Here is a 17,547-nt window from a genome sequence, read left to right on the forward strand (position 1 = left end):
CCCCGCGCGGCGCGAAACCAGCGTCAGAACGCGTGGCGAATGCCGAAGTCGTACCCGGTCGACGAGCGCGGCAGGCCCGTGTAGGTCACGCCGGTGCTGCCGTAGCCCGTGGTGCTGGCCGAGACCAGGCTGCCGGTGTAGTTCACGTCGTTGCGGTTGTTCACGCGCGCGATCGTCGCGTACAGCGCGGTGCGCTTGGACAGGTTGTGCACGTAGCCGATGGCCAGCTTGCGTGCCAGCGGATCCTCGCCCGTGACACCGGCCGCGCCTTCGTTGTAGCGCACCTGCGAGTACGACGCGCGGATCAGGCCCGCGCCCACCGGCACCGTCGCGCCGATCAGGTAGCCGTTGTAGCTGTCGTGCGTGTTCGTGAGCGCCGTGTCGAACTTGTTCTTCACGTTCGACAGTTCGCCGAACAGCTTGACCGGGCCGAAGTCGTACGAAGCGCCCAGGTTGATGGTCTGCACTTTGCGCTCCAGCGTGGTGGTGTCCACCGCGATGCTCTGGCCCACGCCCAGCGCCACGTCCAGCGGGCCGTTGGCATAGCCGAAGCGCCCGCCCACGTAGCGGCCCGCGTTGCTGCTGGTCGCGGCCGTGGTGCTGGTGGCGCTGGTGCTGGTGTTCTCGTCGAAGGCGTATTGCAACTGGCCGTAGAAGCCGCCCAGGTTCGGCGGCAGGAAGTAGCCCACCGAGTTGCTGGCACGCACGTAGTTGGCGTTGTTGATGGTGGTGTTGCCGCTGACGGTGCTGATCACGTTGGTGCCGGAGCCGTTGGTGCCGAAGGGGTCGAACACGGTGTCGTTCCAGAAGGTGGGCGTGTAGTCGCGGCCCAGGCGCAGTTCGCCGAAGCCACCGGACAGGCTCACGGTGGAGCGGCGGCTGAAGGTGGAGATGCCGGTGGCGCCGTCGTCGTTGGTGATGGGTGCTTCGAGCCAGAAGCTCGCGGCCAGGCCGCCGCCGAGGTCTTCGGTGCCGCGGAAGCCGATGCGGCTGGAGTTGTAGCCGGAGTTACCCAGGCTGGTCTTGCTCGACTTGATCGTGGCGCCGGTGACCGGGTCGCGCGAAGTCGCCGACTGGTAGGTGACGGCGGCGTCGACCACGCCGAACAGCGTGACGGACGATTGGGCAGAGGCCAGGCCACAGACGGCCAGGGCAGCGAATGCCGTGAGGGATTTCTTCATTCAGGTTTCTCCGGTTTCAACCGCTCTACATCGAGCGGCAGTCACGCATGGTCTCGTCCAAATTCGGAGGAATCTTGTGAATGCCTCGTCTTTGCGCGGACTGTTGTTTGCGTGCACATCGCAGGCCCATCGCGCACGCCACCGCCGGAAACACCTCGTACGAAAAGTCTCCCAGAAGCCGCGCAATGCTTCGAGGCCGAAGGAGTTCCATCCATGACCATTGCCTTGCAAAGCACCATCGCTTCGTCGCTGGGCGCGCAACAGCTCGCCAACGCATTCAGCCCCGCCTTCTCGCACCTGCGCATTCTTCGCAACCTCGTCATTCCCATGCCCGAGGGGCATGCGGTGCGCACCGCGCGCCTCGACGCCGTGGTGGTGTGCGAGACCGGCGTCTACCTGTTCGAGATCAAGGCCTGGCGCAATGCCTTCGTCTACCGCAAGAAGTCGGACCAGTCGCCGCCGCGCTGGTTTCTTCAGGTGAACGGCTGCAAGAACGCGCGCGAAGTGAAAGACCCCGCCTGGCAGGGCGGGCGCAAGACCACGCAGCTGCGCAGCCTGCTGCCCGACGACCTGCGCCTGCAGTACTTCGTGCTGCTGCCGTGCGAAGGCATCGAGCTGGAAGGCGTGATGCCCGCGGCGGTCATCACCCAGCAGGACCTGCCTTACATCGCGCGCCTGGTGCGCAACAACGGGCGCACCGCGCGCACCTATCGCCTGCTCGACGCGCAGGGCATCGACCGCACGGTGGCGCGCCTGCTGGAAATACAAGGGACGCTGTCGATCGAAGACCACGAGCAGAACTGCCGCGAAAGGCTGCAGTAACGCCCGGAAACAGCACAACCCCGGCGAACACGGGGAGTCCCAAATTTCTACGACATTGACGCGGACCATGCGGCGATGCATCTACCGAAGTCCCTCGCAGCGGCCGCCGTGCTGCTCGCCTCGCTGGCGGCCCTCCCCGCATGGGCCACCGATCCTTTCACCGTCAAGGACATCCGCCTCGAAGGCCTGCAGCGCGTCGAGCCCGGCACCGTGTTCGCCACCATGGGCCTTCGCACCGGCGACACCTACAGCGACGAGCGCGGCGCCAACGCCATCCGCGAGCTGTTCAAGCTGGGCCTGTTCAAGGATGTGCGCATCGACGTGAACGGCAACGTGCTGGTGGTGGTGGTCGAGGAGCGCCCCGCCGTCGCCGACGTCGACTTCGTGGGCGCCAAGGAGTTCGACAAGGCCGCGCTGCAGAAGGCGCTGCGCGAGATCGGCCTGGCCGAGGGGCAGGCCTTCGACAAGGCGCTGGCCGACCGCGCCGAGCAGGAGCTCAAGCGGCAGTACATCAGCCGCAGCTTGTACAACGCACAGGTGATCACCACCGTCACGCCGCTGGAGAACAACCGCGTGAACCTGACCTTCACGGTGACCGAAGGCGAGCCCGCGCGCATCAGGGAAGTGCACGTGGTGGGCAACAAGGCCTTCAGCGAAAGCACGCTGCTCGACCTGTTCGACCAGGACACCGGCGGCTGGCTCGCCTGGTACACGAAGTCGAACCAGTACTCGCGCACCAAGTTCAGCGGCGACATGGAAACGCTGCGCTCCTTCTACATCACGCGCGGCTATCTGGAGTTCCGCATCGACTCGACGCAGGTGGCCATATCGCCGGACCGGCAGACCATCGTGCTGACCATCAACATCACCGAGGGCGAGAAGTTCGCGGTGGCCGGCGTGAAGCTGGCGGGCGACTACATGGGCCGCGACGACGAGTTCAAGACCCTGGTCACCATCCGCCCCGGCCAGCCCTACAACGGCGAAGCCGTGGCCGCCACCACCAAGGCCTTCACCGACTACTTCGGCACCTTCGGCTATGCCTTCGCGCGCGTGACGGCGGAGCCCGAGATCGACCGCGCGAACAACCGCGTCACCCTCGTGCTGAAGGCCGAGGCCTCGCGGCGCGCCTATGTGCGTCGCATCAACATCGGCGGCAACGCCAAGACGCGCGACGAAGTGATCCGCCGCGAGTTCCGCCAGTACGAAGGCGCCTGGTACGACGGCAACAAGATCAAGGCCTCGCGCGACCGGATCGACCGCCTGGGCTTCTTCACCGACGTGAGCGTGGACACCATCGACGTGCCCGGCTCGCCGGACCAGGTCGACCTGGCGGTGAACGTGACCGAGAAGCCCACCGGCTCGCTGCAGCTGGGCGCGGGCTATTCGTCGACCGACAAGGTGTCGCTGAGCTTCGGCATCACCCAGGAGAACGTGTTCGGCAGCGGCAACTACCTGGGGCTGAACGTGAACACCAGCTCGTACAACCGCACCATCTCGCTCACGGCCACCGACCCTTACTTCACCAAGGACGGCATCTCGCGCACGCTGAACGTGTTCCACACCACCACGCGCCCCTACTACGAGGCCGACGGCAACTACAAGCTGGCCAGCGACGGCGGCTCGGTGCGCTTCGGTTTCCCGGTGGGCGAGCAGGACACGGTGTTCCTGGGCATCGGCGTGGAGCGCTATTCGTTCACGCCCGGCACCAACGGCACCTATGCGCTGGTCGATGGCTCCTACGTGTACACCGCCACGCCGCAGGCCTACCTCGACTACTTCAAGTGCACGGGCACCGCGCCGAGCGTGACCTGCGCGAAGTCGAGCGTGGTGGGCATCCCGGCCACGCTGGGCTGGTCGCGCGACGACCGCGACAGCGCGCTGGTGCCCACGCGCGGCAAGCTGCAGAGCGCCAACCTCGAAGTGGGCGTGGGCAGCGAGCTGCGCTACCTGAAGACCAACTACCAGTACCAGCAGTACTTTCCGCTGTCCAAGCAGTACACGCTGGCCATCAACGGCCAGCTGGGCTATGCGCGGGCGCTGGGCGACAGCACCTACCCGATCTTCAAGAACTTCTACGCCGGCGGCCTGGGCTCGATCCGCGGCTTCGAGCAGAACTCGCTGGGCCCGAAGGATTCGGTCACCGACGGCGCCCTGGGCGGCACGCGCAAGGCGATCTTCAACATGGAGTTCAGCACGCCCTTCCCCGGCGCGGGCAACGACCGCACGCTGCGGCTCTACACCTTCCTGGACGCGGGCAACGTGTTCGCCGATCGCACCGCCAGCATGACGGACGCGCAGTGGAAGGCGCAGAACCGCCTGCGCGCCTCTGCCGGCATCGGCATCAGCTGGATCTCGCCGCTGGGGCCGCTGCGGCTGGCGTACGCGGTGCCGCTGCTCTACCAGAAGGAAGACACGGCCAACAACATCGCGGCCGACCGCACGCAGCGCTTCCAGTTCCAGATCGGAACGTCTTTCTGAGCCGGGGGCCGCAGCCATGGGTCGCATCCTGCTGGTGGAGGACGGGCGCGACAGCGCCTCCCAGTTGCTCGCGCACCTGCACGGCGCGGGCCACGAGGTCGAGCAGATCGGGGACGGCGCGGCGGCGCTGGAGCGCATCCTGACGGCGCCGCCCGCGCTCACGCTGCTGGACATCGTGCTGCCGCGCGGCGTGAACGAGGAAGGCGGCGAAGACGGCATCGAGGTGCTGCGCAAGGTGCGCTCGCACGGCAACAACCACCCGGTCATCATGCTGACGGCCCGCGCTCAGGAGTCGGACCGGCTGCTCGCGCTCGACATGGGCGCGGACGACTACGTCTGCAAGCCCTTCTCGCCGCGCGAGGTGGTCGCGCGCGTGAACACGGTGCTGCGCCGCTATGCGCAGCGCGAGGCGGCCGGGCGACCGTCAGCCGCGGTGAACTTCACCAGCGCATCCGGGGCGCAGGGCAATGCATGGCTGGAAGGCCAGGCGCTCGCGCTCACGCGCCGAGAGCTGCTGTTGCTGCGCGCGCTGTCGAACGACCCGGGCCGGGTGTTCACCCGCTCGAAGCTGCTGGAGGCCGCGTTCCCCGAAGCGCTCGATGTCAACGAGCGCGCGGTGGACGGGCACATCAAGAACCTGCGCAAGAAGCTGGCGGACGTCGCGCCCACGCACGACTGGATCCGCTCGGTCTACGGCGTGGGCTTCAGCTTCGCGGAGCGGCCGGCCTGCTGAGTTCAGCCCGTGGTGCGCGGCGGCACCAGCGCCTTGATGCGCGCGCTGCCTTCCAGCGCGCGAGGGTGCATGGGCCTTCCGCCGACGCCCATTCCTGGCATGCCAGGCATGCCGGGCATCCCTTGCGGCGGCGGCATCGCGCCCGGCGGCATGCCGCCCGGACGCGGCGGCCGGTCGATCGTCGGATTGGCGGCCGGGTCGACCACCAGCGCGAGCGTGGCCACGTAGCGCTGGCGTTCCTCGCGCACCGCGCCGAGCACCGTGTCGCCGGCCTTCAGCGCAATGCCGTCGACGCTGTTGAGCGTGTCGCGCACCCGCGAGCGCTGGTAGAGCGAGACCTGGGTGTAGAGAAACTCGCTGAGCGCATCGGGCAGGAAGAACTGCGAGGTGAGCACGGCCCGTGTTCCGTTGAGCACCTTCATGTGGACGTGGGTGGTGCGCCCCGCGTACCAGCCCGGATAGACGGTGGTGAAGGCCGCCGTGCCGTCGCGGCCGGTGAACTGGCTGCCGCGCAGGAAGGTCTTGCCCTCGAGGGCGCCCGAGCGGTCGTCGCCCTGCTCCGCGAAACCCGAATAGCGCCCCTGCATGTCGCAATGCCAGAGGTCCACGCGCAGGCCGGGAAGCGGCTTGCCCGCCACATCGCACACGGTGAAGCGCACCTCCAGCGGCACGCCTTCCAGCCCTTCGGTGATGTCGCGGCGGACCCGCGCCACGTCCAGGTAGTAGGGGCCTTCGGTGGTCTGCGCGGTCAGCGGGAGTGTCGGCGCGGCGGCCTCGGCCGGGCGCGTGGAGGCGGCGGCCAGCGTGGCGGCGCCCAGGGTGGCCAGCAGGCCGCGGCGGCCGATGGAGGATGTGTTCTGGCGTGTCATCGTTCTTTCTCGTTCCCGGCGGGGCCGGTGGATTTCGCTCCGGCAGGCCGCGTCGCGCGGCCCTCGGCCCACAGGACCAGCAGCCACCATGCCTGGGCAACCAGCCCCAGGAACACGGTGATCGCACCCAGCAGCGCAAGGCTCAGTTCCGGATTCATGGCCCCATGCTGCGGCCGCATCTGGGAGGAAAGATGGAGGGCCCCGGCCGGGATTTCTCCCAATTTCCTCCACATTCCGCCGACACCATCGGCGTCCTGCCCCCCTCTTTCGTCCACCGCCGCCCGCCCTTTTCGCCCGACTCCCCGGTCGCCATGCATGCCGCAGAATGCGGCCATGCCCGTGCCTTGCCCATGCCGCAACTGACCCTTTCCCGCAAGATCTTCCTGGCGCTGGCCGCCCTGCTGCTGGTGCTGCTCATCAGCTTCGCGGGGCTGTCGATCATTGCGCTGCAGCGGGGACTGGGCTCCTACGTGGCCGAGATCGAGATCCGGCGCATGGACTGGCTCGCGCAACTGGTGCTGAAGAACTACGTGGCCCACGGCGACTGGAAGAACCTGCGCGACAACGACGACGCCTGGCAGCGCCTGCAGATGGGCCGCTTCGCGAGCCTGCTCGACAGCACCGCCGCCAACGGCGACGAGCGGCGGCTGCCGCCCTGGTACGAATACCGCACCATGCGCCCCGAGCCGCCGCCGGACGGCGCGCCCACCGGTGCCCCCGCTGGAGCGCCCAACGGCGACCCGCCGCCCATGCCACCCTCCCCGCAGCTCGACCTGCTGCCGCGCCGCATGCTCGGCGCGCCGCCGCCCTGGGTGTTTCCCGACCCGCGCGGCATGCACGATTCCATCTACCAGCGCCTGGCCGTGCTCGACGCGAGCGGTGCGCGCGTGGTGGGCGCCGACATCGACATGGCCAACGCCGCGCGCATGCCGATCCGGCACAACAAGTCGGTCATCGGCTACCTCGCGCTGGCGCCGCTGCAGGGGCTGGAAAGCGAAGCCGACCGCGCCTTCATCGCGCGCCAGTCGGGCGTGATCGTGCTCACCGGCCTGTGCGGACTGGGCTTCGCGCTGGTGCTGTCGTGGCTGCTCGCGCGCCGCTGGTTCAGGCCCATCGACGAACTCACGCAGGCCGCGCAAGACGTGGCGCAAGGGCGGCTTTCCACCCGCGTCGCGGTGCAGGGCTCGGACGAACTCGCGCTGCTGGGCAAGACCTTCAACGACATGGCGCAGCGCCTGGACACCGTCGAGGCCTCGCGCCGCGCCTGGCTGGCCGATGCGGCACACGAGCTGCGCACGCCGCTGGCCGCCATGCGCGCCGAGATCGAGGCCCTGCAGGACGGCGTGCGCACCTTCGACGAGCGCACCGCGCTGCGGCTGCACCGCCAGGTGATCCGCCTGGGACAGCTGGTCGACGACCTGCGCAGCAGCATGCGCGAACCGCAGAGCGACCTGCTCACGACCACGGTGTTCCCGCTGTCGCTGCTGAAGGAAGCACTGGACCACACGCGCGACCGCTTCGCCAAGCGCGGCATCGTGGTCGACCGGCATGCGGTCGACCATGTCACGGCCTCGGCGCAACCGGTGATCGACGGCAATGCGCACCGGCTGCACCAGGTGTTCATGAACCTGCTGGAGAACACGCTGGCCTACACCGACGAAGGCGGCAAGCTGCGGCTGGACGTGATCGTCGAAGGCGCATGGACCGGCAACTGCCTCACGCTGCTGTTCGACGACAGCGCGCCCGGCGTGCCCGACGAGGAGCTGCCGCGCCTGTTCGACCGCCTGTTCCGCGGCGAGACCTCGCGCAGCCGCGAGCACGGCGGCTCCGGCCTCGGCCTGTCGATCTGCCGCGCGACCATCGAGGCGCACGGCGGCACCATCGAAGCGTCGGCTTCGCCGCTCGGCGGGCTGCGCGTGACCATCACCCTGCCACTGGCCACATCCTCATGACACGCATCGTCATCGTCGAAGACGAGATCGACATCGCCTCCGTGGTGCAGGACTACCTGCGCCATGCCGGCTACGAAACCACGCACTTCACAGACGGGCAGAGCGCGCTCGACAGCATCGTGGCCACGCCGCCCGACCTCACGCTGCTCGACATCATGCTGCCCCGGCTGGACGGCATCGAGGTGCTGCGGCGCGCGCGCGAGCACACGGCGCACCCGATCATCATGCTCACCGCGCGCATCGAGGAAGTCGACCGGTTGCTGGGCCTGGAGCTGGGCGCCGACGACTACGTGTGCAAGCCCTTCTCGCCGCGCGAGCTGGTGGCGCGCGTGCGTGCCGTGCTGCGGCGCACCGCGCCGGGCAATGCGCCCGGGCAAGGCTCGTCGCAGAGCGACGCGCCGGGCCTGGTGCTGGACGACGTGCACTGGCGCGCTTCGCTCGAAGGCACGCCGCTGAACCTCACGCGGCGCGAGTTCGGGCTGCTGCAGGTGCTGTCGCGGCACCCGGGGCGCATCTTCTCGCGCGCGCGGCTGCTGGAGCTGGCCTACGACGACACCGTGGACGTGACCGAGCGCGCCATCGACAGCCACGTGAAGAACCTGCGCCGCAAGCTCGGCGCGGTGACGCCGGAGCACGACTGGATCCGCTCGGTGTACGGCGTGGGCTTTGCGTGGGAAGCGCCGGTGCCGGCCTGACCGCCGCCCGGCCTCTTCGCTTCACTGCCAGCCGAAGCGCCGGATGTAGAAGCGCTTCATCAGCGTCGTCAGCACCGCGTAGCCCAGCAGGATGGCTACCAGCCAGGGGAAGTAGCCCGGCGGCAGCGCCTGCAGTCTGAAGTAGCCCGCCAGCGGCCCCATCGGCAGGAAGATGCCGGCGGCCATGATGAGCACCGTCATCGCCGTGAGCGGCCAAGCCGCGCGGCTGCCGATGAACGGCAGCTTGGGCGTGCGGATCATGTGGACGATCAGCGTCTGTGTGAGCAGCCCCACCACGAACCAGCCCGACTGGAACAGCGCCTGCTGCCCCTCGGTGTTGGCGCCGAACACGTGCCACATCAGCACGAAGGTGGTGATGTCGAACAGCGAGCTGATCGGCCCGAAGAACACCATGAAGCGGCCGATGTCGCCGGGGTTCCACTTCAGCGGCCGGGTCACCAGCTCCTCGTCGACGTTGTCGAAGGGGATGGCGATCTGCGAGATGTCGTACAGCAGGTTCTGCACCAGCAGTTGCAACGGCAGCATCGGCAGGAAGGGCAGGAACGCACTGGCCACAAGCACCGAGAACACGTTGCCGAAGTTCGAGCTGGCGGTCATGCGGATGTACTTCAGCATGTTGCTGAAGGTCTTGCGGCCCTCCACCACGCCGGCCTCCAGCACCATCAGGCTCTTCTCGAGCAGGATCAGGTCGGCCGCCTCCTTGGCGATGTCCACCGCGGTGTCGACCGAGATGCCGATGTCGGCCGCGCGCAGCGCGGGCGCGTCGTTGATGCCGTCGCCCATGAAGCCCACCACATGGCCGTTGTCGCGCATGGCGCGTACCAGCCGCTCCTTGTTCAGCGGCGACAGCTTGGCGAACACGTTGTGGGTCTCCACCGCATGCGCGAGCGAGGGGTCGCTCATGCGGTCGATGTGCTGGCCCAGCAGCACGCCGTCCACCTTCAGCCCGACCTGCTGGCAGACCTTGCGCGTGACCAGTTCGTTGTCGCCCGTCAGCACCTTGACGGTGACGCCGCGTCCGGCCAGCGCGGTGAGCGCGGGCGCGGTCGATTCCTTGGGCGGATCGAGGAAGGCCACGTAGCCGACCAGCGTCAGGTCGGACTCGTCGGCCACCGAGTAGGCGGCATCGGTCGAGGGCTGCTCCTTCACCGCCACGGCCACCACGCGCAGCCCCTCGTGGTTGAGCTCGCGGGTGATCTGCAGCACGCGCTCGAACAGCAGCGCGCTCATCGGCATGTCCTGGCCGTCGACGCGCACGCGCGCGCATACGCCCAGGATTTCTTCCACCGCGCCCTTGCAGATCAGCTCGTGGTGGTCTTCGCGCTCCGACACCACCACCGACATGCGCCGGCGCTCGAAGTCGAACGGGATCTCGTCCACCTTGCGGTAGTCCTGGCGCAGGTTCAGCTCGCTCTGCAGCTCCACGTGCTTGAGCACCGCGTGGTCGAGCAGGTTCTTCAGCCCGGTCTGGTAGTAGCTGTTGAGGTAGGCGAACTTCAGCACCTCGGCCGACTGCGTGCCGAACACGTCGGTGTGGCGCTCCAGGAAGATCTGGTCCTGCGTGAGCGTGCCGGTCTTGTCGGTGCACAGCACGTCCATGGCGCCGAAGTTCTGGATCGCGTCCAGCCGCTTCACGATCACCTTCTTGCGCGACAGCAGCACCGCGCCCTTGGCCAGCGTCGAGGTCACGATCATCGGCAGCATCTCGGGCGTGAGGCCCACGGCCACGGAGAGCGCGAACAGGAAGGCCTCGGTCCAGTCGCCCTTGGTGAAGCCGTTGACCAGCAGCACGATCGGCACCATCACCAGCGCGAAGCGAATGAGCAGCCAGCTCACGCTGTTGACCCCCGCCTGGAAGGCCGTGGGCGTGCGGTCCGACGCGGTGACGCGCGTGGCCAGCGTGCCGAAGTAGGTGCGGTTGCCGGTGGCCACCACCAGCGCCACCGCCGAACCCGACACCACGTTGGTGCCCATGAACACGATGTTGGCCTGCTCCAGCGGACTGCTGCCGCTGCCCTGACGCTGCGCGAACTTCTCCACCGGCAGCGATTCGCCGGTCATGGCCGACTGGCTCACGAACAGGTCCTTCGCGGCAAGGATGCGGCAGTCGGCCGGGATCATGTCGCCGGCCGACAGCACGACGTGGTCGCCCGGCACCAGGTCGCGGATCGGCAGTTCCACGCGCTGCGGCGCATGGCGCGCGAGCGGCCGGGCGTCGAAGTAGCGCTCGGCCACTTCGGCGGCCTCGGTGCGCAGGTCGCGCCGGATCACAGTGGCGGTGTTGCTCACCAGCGCCTTGAGGTTCTCGGCCGCGCGGTTGGAGCGCCCCTCCTGCACGAAGCGGATGAGCGTCGACAGCACGACCATGGTGCCGATGACGACCGTGGCCTTCACGTCCTCGGTTGCATAGGACACCACCGCGAGCAGCGTCAGCAGCAGGTTGAACGGGTTCTTGTAGCAGTGCCACAGGTGCATCCACCAGGGCAGCGGCTTTTCATGCGCGACTTCGTTGGTGCCGTGCTGCGCGAGGCGGCGCTGGGCTTCGGCGCTGCTGAGGCCGTCCTCGTGCGAGTCGAGCCACACGAGCAGCGACGGGATGTCGTCGTCGGCCGCGCGGAACAGGTCGCGCGACAGCCGCTCGGACACGGGCTGCGTGCCGCCGCGCCCGCCCTTGGACACCGTCTCCAGCATCTCGCCCCGGCCGAACAGCCGGGAGGTGTGGCGGCTGCTCAGGAAGGCCTCGAACCAGGTCTTGAAGATGTTCATCCGCGTGCTCCCGGCTGGATGGAGGAGGAGGAAGAAGCCGAAGTGTCGTGCATCGGCCCCGCGAACGGGAAAGCCGGTGCGCTGTCCAGCGGTTCGTCGCGCCAAGAGAAGGCGGGTCGCACGGGCGACGCGATGCCGCCCAGCGTCTCCAGGCGCACCAACACCACGGGCAGCGTGGTCAGGTGCAGCGCCAGGCACTGCACCAGCCGCGTCGCGGTGCCCAGTGGCCCCTGGAACTCGCCGCTGAGCGCCCACTTCACCGCCGGCATGCCCAAGGCCTGCTCCTGCGAGCGGCGCCAGTAGAGCCGCGCATCGAAGAAGCCGCAGCGCAGCGCCTCGCGCGCGGCGTCGAGCGCATCGGCGTGGACGATGAGCGTCAGCCGGTGGTTGAGCAGGCGGCTCACCTGTCCGGGTTCGAAATCAGCCATGGCGAATCTCCTTGGGTTCACAGCGCGGGGCGCAGCCCGACGCTCAGTTGAAGTTGCACGGTAGCGGTGGCCAGGTCGGCCTGTGCCTGCAGGAAGGCCTGGTAGGCGTCGTCGGCCGAGCGCTGCGCGGCCAGGAACTCCAGCAGCGAGGCCTGCCCGTTGCGGTACGACAGGCGCATGCCCGACAGCACCTTGTCGGAATCGGCGAGCACCGATTCGCGGTAGCGCCGCAGGTTCTCGCGCGCTGCGAGGAACTGCGCATAGTTGGAGCGCACCTCGGCGTCGGTCTTCAGCTCCGCTGCGCGCAGGCCCAGCATCGCCTGCGTGACGGCCGACTCGGCCTGGATGATTTCGCCCTTCTGCAGCCGCGAGAACGGCAGCGGGATCGACAGGCCCACGGTCAGCGTGCGCGAAGGCGGCGAACCCGGCGTCTCGTTGCCGTCGCCGTCGAAGCTGCTGCGCCCGCGAGGCGTGCGGCCGTAGCTCAGGTTCACCGTCGGGTCGACGAAGCGGTTGGCCTGCGCCAGTTCGGCATTGGCGCGCGCGTTGTCGAGCGTGGCGCGGGCGATGAGCACGTCGTCGCGCTCGCGCAGGGCCTGCGCGATCAGCGCGTCGACGTCTTCCTCGAGCGCGAAGGGCTTGAAGCCGCAGTCCAGCCTGGCCTGGCCGAACAGCTCGCCGAAGCGGCGGCCCAGCGGCACCGACAGGTTGACCAACGCAGCCTTCGCGTCGGCGCGGGCCTTGACCACGCCGGCCTGGAACTGGTCGCGCTCGGTGCGCGACTGCAGCAGCTCCAGGCCGCCGGCATCGCCCGCCTTGCGCCGCACTTCGTTGGCGCGCACCACGTCCGACAGCGACTTGAGTGACGACTCCTGCCGCACCAGCGCCTCGCGCGTGCGGCAGGCTTCGGCGAAGGCGGTGGCCGAGTCGTTGTAGAGCTGGTGCTTGAAGCCTTCGACGTTCGCCTCGGTCAGCGCCACGTTGCTCTTCGCGGCCTTGATGCGCTTGTCGCGCTTGCCGCCCATCTCGATCACCCAGTCCAGCCCGATCGACTTCGCCACCGGCGGCTTCGGATCGATGGCGCCGCTGAACTCCTTCGGCCCGATGCCGAGCGACAGGTTGGGGTCGGGGCGCACGCCCGCGATCGACACGCCGGCCTGGGCCGAGGTGACCGACTCGCGCTGCGAAGCCAGGTCGAGGCTGTGCTTCTCGACCGCGTCGAGGTAGCTCGCGAAATCGGTCGTGGCCTCGCCCTGGGCGAAGGCCCAGCCGGCGCACAGCGACAGCAGCACCGCGCAGGCGGGGTTGCGGCGGATGTTCTTTTTCTTCATGCGTGTTGCTCCTGCAGGTCCGCGTCCGGCGCGGCCGTCTCGGCCTCGGCGCGCCTTCTGGCGGCGGCTTCGGCCCGGGTTTCGACAAGGTGGTAGAGCGCCGGCAGCAGCACCAGCGTCAACAGGGTGGCGGTCACGAGGCCGCCCACGACGACGGTGGCCAGCGGCCGCTGCACGTCGCTGCCCAGGCCCATGGCCAGCATGGCGGGCGTGAGTCCGAACGCGGCCACGGTGGCGGTGACCAGCACCGGGCGGATGCGGCTGCGTGCGCCCTCGATCACCGCCTCGCGCAGCGGCCGGCCGTCTTCGCGGCGCAGCCGGTTGATCTGCGAGATCATGAGCACGCCGTTGAGCACCGCCACGCCGAACAGCGCGATGAAGCCGACCGCGCTCGACACGTTCAGCGTCATGCCGCGCAGGTGCAGCGCGGCCAGGCCGCCGAGCATGGCCAGCGGCACCACCAGCAGCACCATCGCCGGCTGGCGCAGGTTGCCGAACTCGGCGAACAGCAGCAGGAACATGATGGCCAGCGTGAGCGGCAGGATCACCATCAGCCGGGCCTGCGCACGCTCGAGGTTCTCGAACTGGCCGCCCCACGCGATCTGATAGCGCAGGTGGTCGTACTTCACGCCGCGCTCGATGGCCGACTGCGCCTGCGCCAAGAAGCTCGACAGGTCGCGGCCCCGCGCATTGAGCTTCACCGTGAGGTGCCGGCGCGACGACTCGCGCGTGATGGTGGTCTCGCCCGACACGGTGCGGACGCTCGCGACCTGCCCCAGCGGCACCTTGGCGCCGTTGGGCGCGGTGAGCATCAGGCCGGCGATGGCGTCGGGGTCGTTGCGCGTGGCCTCGGGAAAGCGCACCGTCATGTCGTAGCTCTTCTCGCCCACGTAGACCTGCCCGATGGCCGCGCCGCCCATGCCGGTGGAGATCAGGTCGCTCACGTCGGCCACGTTGATGCCGTAGCGCGCGGCGGCCGCGCGGTCGACGTCGATCTTCAGGTTGGGCAGCGGCGGTTCCTGGTCGATGACCACGTCGGCCGCGCCCGGCACCTTCTCGAGCACGCCGATCACGTCGCCAGCGATGCGGCGCATCTCGTCGAGGCTGTCGCCGTAGATCTTCACCACCAGGTCGCTGTGCGCGCCCGAGAGCTTGTCCTGCACGCCATCGATCATGGGCTGCATGAAGCCGACGGAAAAACCGGGCAGCTGCTTGTAGCGCTCCGCCAGCTTGCCGATCAGCTCCTGCTTGCTCATGCCCGACTTCCAGGTGTCATAGGGATGCAGCCCCACGCTGGCCTCGATGTGCGAGACGGTCCAGGGGTCGGTGCCGTCGTCGTTGCGGCCGGTCTGCGTGACGATGTACGAGACCTCGGGGAACTCGCGCGTGGCGCTGCGCAGTTCGTTGGCCAGGGCCGTGGCCTTCTCGAGCGTGATGCCCGGCGGCATGGTCACCTGCAGCCACAGCGAGCCCTCGTCGAGATACGGCAGGAAATCGCGCCCGATGGTGCCGCCCAGCCCGATCACCCCCAGCAGCGCCAGGCCGCATGTCGCCACCACCCAGCGCCCGCGCCCCAGCACGCGGGAAAGAAAGGCTTCGTAGCGCAGCGTGAGCCATTCGAGCGGCCGGTTGTGGAACACCCGGCCCGGCTTGCGGAAGGCAAGGTAGGCCAGCCCCGGAATGAGCGTCAGCGCCACCAGCAGCGCGCCGACCAGCGCCGAGCCCACGGCAAAGGCCATCGGCGAGAACAGCTTGTATTCGATGCGCTGGAACGCGAAGAGGGGCAGGTAGGCCGCGATGATGACCAGCATGCCGAAGAAGATCGGCCGCGCGACCTGCACCGTGGCGGCAATGGCGTCGGCGGGGGTCAGCGGCTTGTCCTGCGCCTCTTCGCGCCGCCGCAGGATGCCTTCGACCAGCACCACCGCGCCGTCCACCAGGATGCCGAAGTCGATGGCGCCCAGCGACAGCAGGTTGGCCGGCACGTTCAGGTGCCGCATGAAGACGAAGGCGATCAGCATCGACAGCGGAATGGTTAGCGCCACGATGGCCGCCGCGCGCGGGCTGCCCAGCGACAGCAGCAGCACCAGCGTGACCAGCACGATGCCCTCGGCCAGCGTCTTGCCGACCGTGTGCGTGGTGGCGCCGATCAGCGCCGCGCGGTCCAGGTACGGCACCACCTTCACGTCCTTGGGCAGCAGGTTGTCGTTCAGGTCTTTCACGGCCGCGTGCACGCCCTCGATCACCTGCGAGGCCTGCGCGTCCTTCAGCAGCAGCGTGATGCCCGAGACGGTGTCGGGGTTGTCGTCCTTGCCCAGGATTCCGCGCCGCTCCACGTTGCCGTAGCTCAGCGTGCCGAGGTCCTTCACCAGCACCGGCGTTCCCGACTTGGCCGTGACCACCACGTTGCCCATGTCCTGCAGCGAGCCGATGAGGCCCGTGCCGCGCACCACGTAGGCCTGCTCGCCGCGGTTCATGAGGCTGCCGCCGGCGCTGCCGTTGTTGGCGTTGATGGCGTCCTTGATCTGCTGCAGCGTCACGCCGTACTGCACCAGCCGGGCGGGGTCGAGCGACAGCATGAACTGCGTCGTGAGGCCGCCGAAGTTGGCCACGTCGATCACGCCGCTGACCTTCTTCAGGCGCGGAATGACGGTCCAGGACTGCAGCTCCGACAGCTCGCGCAGGTCGCGCGTCTTCGACTCCAGCGTGTAGCGGTAGATCTCGCCGATGGGCGAGGTGTAGGCGTCCAGCCCGGGCGTGGCGCCATGCGGCAGCGTGACGCCGCTGATGCGCTCCTGCAGCCGCTGGCGCGACCAGTAGCCTTCCACGCCGTCCTTGAACACCACCACGATCAGCGACAGGCCGAAGGTGCTCTTGGAGCGCAGCACGTGCAGCCCCGGCGTGCTGAGCAGCTCGCGCTCCAGCGGCACCGTGATCTGCTGCTCGACTTCCTCGGCCGCGAGCCCGGGCACCTGCGTGACGACCTGCGAGGTGACGTCGGCGATGTCGGGGTAGGCCTCGATGGGCAATTGCTTCCAGCAGGTCCAGCCGTAGAGCGCGACGAACGCGAACACGATCCACGCGATGCCGCGCCGGTGGAAGCACAGGGTGACGAGGCGCTCAATCATTGAGGAGCACCCCTTCCTTCACGGCGATGCGCTCGCCGGCCTGCAGCCCCGAAAGAATCTCGATGCGGTCTCCGATGACCGGCCCCACCGCGACCTTGCGCGCCTCGAAGGCGAACGGTCCCTTCTCGACGAACACCTTGGTGTAGAGCCCGCTCTGCACCAGCGCCGAGGCCGGCACGGTGAGCGCCGGATGCGCCTCGCCCGAGAACACCACCTTGGCGAACATGCCGGGGCGGAAGCGCCCCTGGCGGTTGTCGACGGCCACGCGGACCTTGACGGTGCGGGTGTCGGCATCGAGCACCTCGCCGATGTATTTCACCGTGCCGTCGAAGGCCTGGTCCGGGTAGGCGCTGAGGTCGATGCGCGCCTTCTGGCCGACGCGCAGCGCGGCGATGTCTTTCTCCGACACGCTGGCGGTGAGGAACACGGTCGACAGGTCGGCCACGGTCATGACCGGCGCATTGATGTCGTTCCAGTAGCCGCCCTGCGCACCGGTCATCTCGATCACGCGGCCGCTGATGGGCGAGCGCAGCACGTAGTCGCGGTGCGATCCGCCGCCCGTGCCGGCACCGAGTTGCGCGAGGCGGTTCTTCGTCACCTGTGCGTCGCTGGTGGCGGCGCCGAAGGCCAGTTCGGCGGCCTCGTAGTCCTTGCGCGCGGTGATGTCGGCCTCGAAAAGCAGCTTCTGCCGCGCGAAGTCGCGCTGCGCCTGCCGCAGGGTGGCCTCGGCCTTGGTGGCGTCGCCGAAGGCGCTGCTCAGGTCGGCCGAGTCGAGCGTGAAGAGCGGGTCGCCGGCCTTCACCGAATCGCCCAGTGCGCGCTGCAGCTTGACGATGCGGCCGGTCACCGGCGAGGTGACCTTCACCAACTTTTCAGGCGCGGCCTCGATACTGCCGGGCGCGGAGATCGGCCGCTGCACCTGCTGCGATTCGACCGCCGCCACCTGCAGCGATGCGCGCAGCGGGGAGTTTTCAGGCACGGCGATCAGGACGCCGTCGTGCACCACGGCGCGAGCGGTGGGTGCCGGCGATGCGGCGACGGCTTCGGACGCCAGCATGCGGCCCGCGTCGCAGCCGGCGAGCGTGAAGCCCGCGGCGAGCGCGGCAATGAGTGTTCTGTTCATGGTTCTTCTCCTGGGGATCG

13 protein-coding genes are annotated in these 17,547 nt (G+C 68.7%); 5 read left to right on the forward strand and 8 right to left on the reverse strand.

Annotation, left to right across the window (positions count from 1 at the left end):
• Nucleotides 1–23: 23 nt before the first annotated feature.
• On the reverse strand, nt 24–1,181 hold the full coding sequence (locus L3V85_RS27475) for a porin (protein ID WP_237675818.1): 1,158 nt from the start codon (nt 1,179–1,181) through the stop codon (nt 24–26).
• A gap of 213 nt (nt 1,182–1,394) precedes the next feature.
• Between L3V85_RS27475 and L3V85_RS27480 the strand changes: the two genes are divergently transcribed.
• The 3 genes from L3V85_RS27480 to L3V85_RS27490 all read left to right on the forward strand — a co-directional run bounded on the left by L3V85_RS27480 (nt 1,395) and on the right by L3V85_RS27490 (nt 5,214).
• On the forward strand, nt 1,395–2,003 hold the full coding sequence (locus L3V85_RS27480; protein ID WP_237675819.1) for a nuclease-related domain-containing protein: 609 nt from the start codon (nt 1,395–1,397) through the stop codon (nt 2,001–2,003).
• 75 nt (nt 2,004–2,078) lie between these two features.
• A complete protein-coding gene (gene bamA / locus L3V85_RS27485; RefSeq protein ID WP_237675820.1) occupies nt 2,079–4,481 on the forward strand; it encodes an outer membrane protein assembly factor BamA in 2,403 nt (800 codons plus the stop codon).
• Between the two features lie 16 nt (nt 4,482–4,497).
• Nucleotides 4,498–5,214 (forward strand): response regulator transcription factor, encoded by a 717-nt coding sequence (locus tag L3V85_RS27490; RefSeq protein ID WP_237675821.1) that lies wholly within the window; start codon nt 4,498–4,500, stop codon nt 5,212–5,214.
• A gap of 2 nt (nt 5,215–5,216) precedes the next feature.
• Here the strand turns inward: L3V85_RS27490 and L3V85_RS27495 are convergent, their stop codons facing one another.
• Nucleotides 5,217–6,083: an intradiol ring-cleavage dioxygenase gene (locus tag L3V85_RS27495; protein ID WP_237675822.1), complete on the reverse strand. Its 867-nt coding sequence runs from the start codon at nt 6,081–6,083 to the stop codon at nt 5,217–5,219.
• Complete coding sequence (locus tag L3V85_RS27500) at nt 6,080–6,241, reverse strand: hypothetical protein (protein ID WP_237675823.1); 162 nt, start codon at nt 6,239–6,241, stop codon at nt 6,080–6,082. Before L3V85_RS27500 ends, L3V85_RS27495 begins: the two co-directional genes overlap by 4 nt.
• A 192-nt stretch (nt 6,242–6,433) precedes the next feature.
• On the opposite strand from L3V85_RS27500, the gene L3V85_RS27505 reads away from it, so the two are divergent.
• Together L3V85_RS27505 and L3V85_RS27510 are read left to right on the forward strand one after the other, a co-directional pair.
• Nucleotides 6,434–8,035, forward strand: coding sequence for an ATP-binding protein (locus tag L3V85_RS27505; protein WP_237675824.1), 1,602 nt, complete (start codon nt 6,434–6,436; stop codon nt 8,033–8,035).
• Nucleotides 8,032–8,730 (forward strand): response regulator, encoded by a 699-nt coding sequence (locus tag L3V85_RS27510; RefSeq protein ID WP_237675825.1) that lies wholly within the window; start codon nt 8,032–8,034, stop codon nt 8,728–8,730. Before L3V85_RS27505 ends, L3V85_RS27510 begins: the two co-directional genes overlap by 4 nt.
• 21 nt (nt 8,731–8,751) lie before the next feature.
• Here the strand turns inward: L3V85_RS27510 and mgtA are convergent, their stop codons facing one another.
• From mgtA to L3V85_RS27535, 5 genes are read right to left on the reverse strand one after another with little or no spacing between them, the layout of a single operon-like run.
• Nucleotides 8,752–11,517: a magnesium-translocating P-type ATPase gene (gene mgtA, locus L3V85_RS27515; RefSeq protein ID WP_237675826.1), complete on the reverse strand. Its 2,766-nt coding sequence runs from the start codon at nt 11,515–11,517 to the stop codon at nt 8,752–8,754.
• Nucleotides 11,514–11,945, reverse strand: a complete 432-nt coding sequence (locus tag L3V85_RS27520; protein WP_237675827.1) for a hypothetical protein — start codon at nt 11,943–11,945, stop codon at nt 11,514–11,516. Before L3V85_RS27520 ends, mgtA begins: the two co-directional genes overlap by 4 nt.
• 17 nt (nt 11,946–11,962) lie before the next feature.
• On the reverse strand, nt 11,963–13,276 hold the full coding sequence (locus L3V85_RS27525; protein ID WP_237675828.1) for a TolC family protein: 1,314 nt from the start codon (nt 13,274–13,276) through the stop codon (nt 11,963–11,965).
• Nucleotides 13,273–16,404, reverse strand: a complete 3,132-nt coding sequence (locus L3V85_RS27530; protein WP_237675829.1) for an efflux RND transporter permease subunit — start codon at nt 16,402–16,404, stop codon at nt 13,273–13,275. Before L3V85_RS27530 ends, L3V85_RS27525 begins: the two co-directional genes overlap by 4 nt.
• On the reverse strand, nt 16,397–17,527 hold the full coding sequence (locus L3V85_RS27535; protein WP_237675830.1) for an efflux RND transporter periplasmic adaptor subunit: 1,131 nt from the start codon (nt 17,525–17,527) through the stop codon (nt 16,397–16,399). The genes L3V85_RS27530 and L3V85_RS27535 overlap by 8 nt, the downstream gene beginning before the upstream one ends.
• Between the last annotated feature and the right edge of the window lie 20 nt (nt 17,528–17,547).

It is taken from the genome of Variovorax paradoxus, from assembly GCF_022009635.1.
GTDB lineage: Bacteria > Pseudomonadota > Gammaproteobacteria > Burkholderiales > Burkholderiaceae_C > Variovorax.

What these genes read in the sequence shown, in the direction of transcription:
- L3V85_RS27475 (WP_237675818.1), bottom strand. Translation starts at nt 1,181, where the DNA reads ATGAAGAAATCCCTCACGGCATTCGCTGCCCTGGCCGTCTGTGGCCTG.
- L3V85_RS27480 (WP_237675819.1), top strand. Translation starts at nt 1,395, where the DNA reads ATGACCATTGCCTTGCAAAGCACCATCGCTTCGTCGCTGGGCGCGCAA.
- bamA (WP_237675820.1), top strand. Translation starts at nt 2,079, where the DNA reads ATGCATCTACCGAAGTCCCTCGCAGCGGCCGCCGTGCTGCTCGCCTCG.
- L3V85_RS27490 (WP_237675821.1), top strand. Translation starts at nt 4,498, where the DNA reads ATGGGTCGCATCCTGCTGGTGGAGGACGGGCGCGACAGCGCCTCCCAG.
- L3V85_RS27495 (WP_237675822.1), bottom strand. Translation starts at nt 6,083, where the DNA reads ATGACACGCCAGAACACATCCTCCATCGGCCGCCGCGGCCTGCTGGCC.
- L3V85_RS27500 (WP_237675823.1), bottom strand. Translation starts at nt 6,241, where the DNA reads ATGAATCCGGAACTGAGCCTTGCGCTGCTGGGTGCGATCACCGTGTTC.
- L3V85_RS27505 (WP_237675824.1), top strand. Translation starts at nt 6,434, where the DNA reads ATGCCGCAACTGACCCTTTCCCGCAAGATCTTCCTGGCGCTGGCCGCC.
- L3V85_RS27510 (WP_237675825.1), top strand. Translation starts at nt 8,032, where the DNA reads ATGACACGCATCGTCATCGTCGAAGACGAGATCGACATCGCCTCCGTG.
- mgtA (WP_237675826.1), bottom strand. Translation starts at nt 11,517, where the DNA reads ATGAACATCTTCAAGACCTGGTTCGAGGCCTTCCTGAGCAGCCGCCAC.
- L3V85_RS27520 (WP_237675827.1), bottom strand. Translation starts at nt 11,945, where the DNA reads ATGGCTGATTTCGAACCCGGACAGGTGAGCCGCCTGCTCAACCACCGG.
- L3V85_RS27525 (WP_237675828.1), bottom strand. Translation starts at nt 13,276, where the DNA reads ATGAAGAAAAAGAACATCCGCCGCAACCCCGCCTGCGCGGTGCTGCTG.
- L3V85_RS27530 (WP_237675829.1), bottom strand. Translation starts at nt 16,404, where the DNA reads ATGATTGAGCGCCTCGTCACCCTGTGCTTCCACCGGCGCGGCATCGCG.
- L3V85_RS27535 (WP_237675830.1), bottom strand. Translation starts at nt 17,527, where the DNA reads ATGAACAGAACACTCATTGCCGCGCTCGCCGCGGGCTTCACGCTCGCC.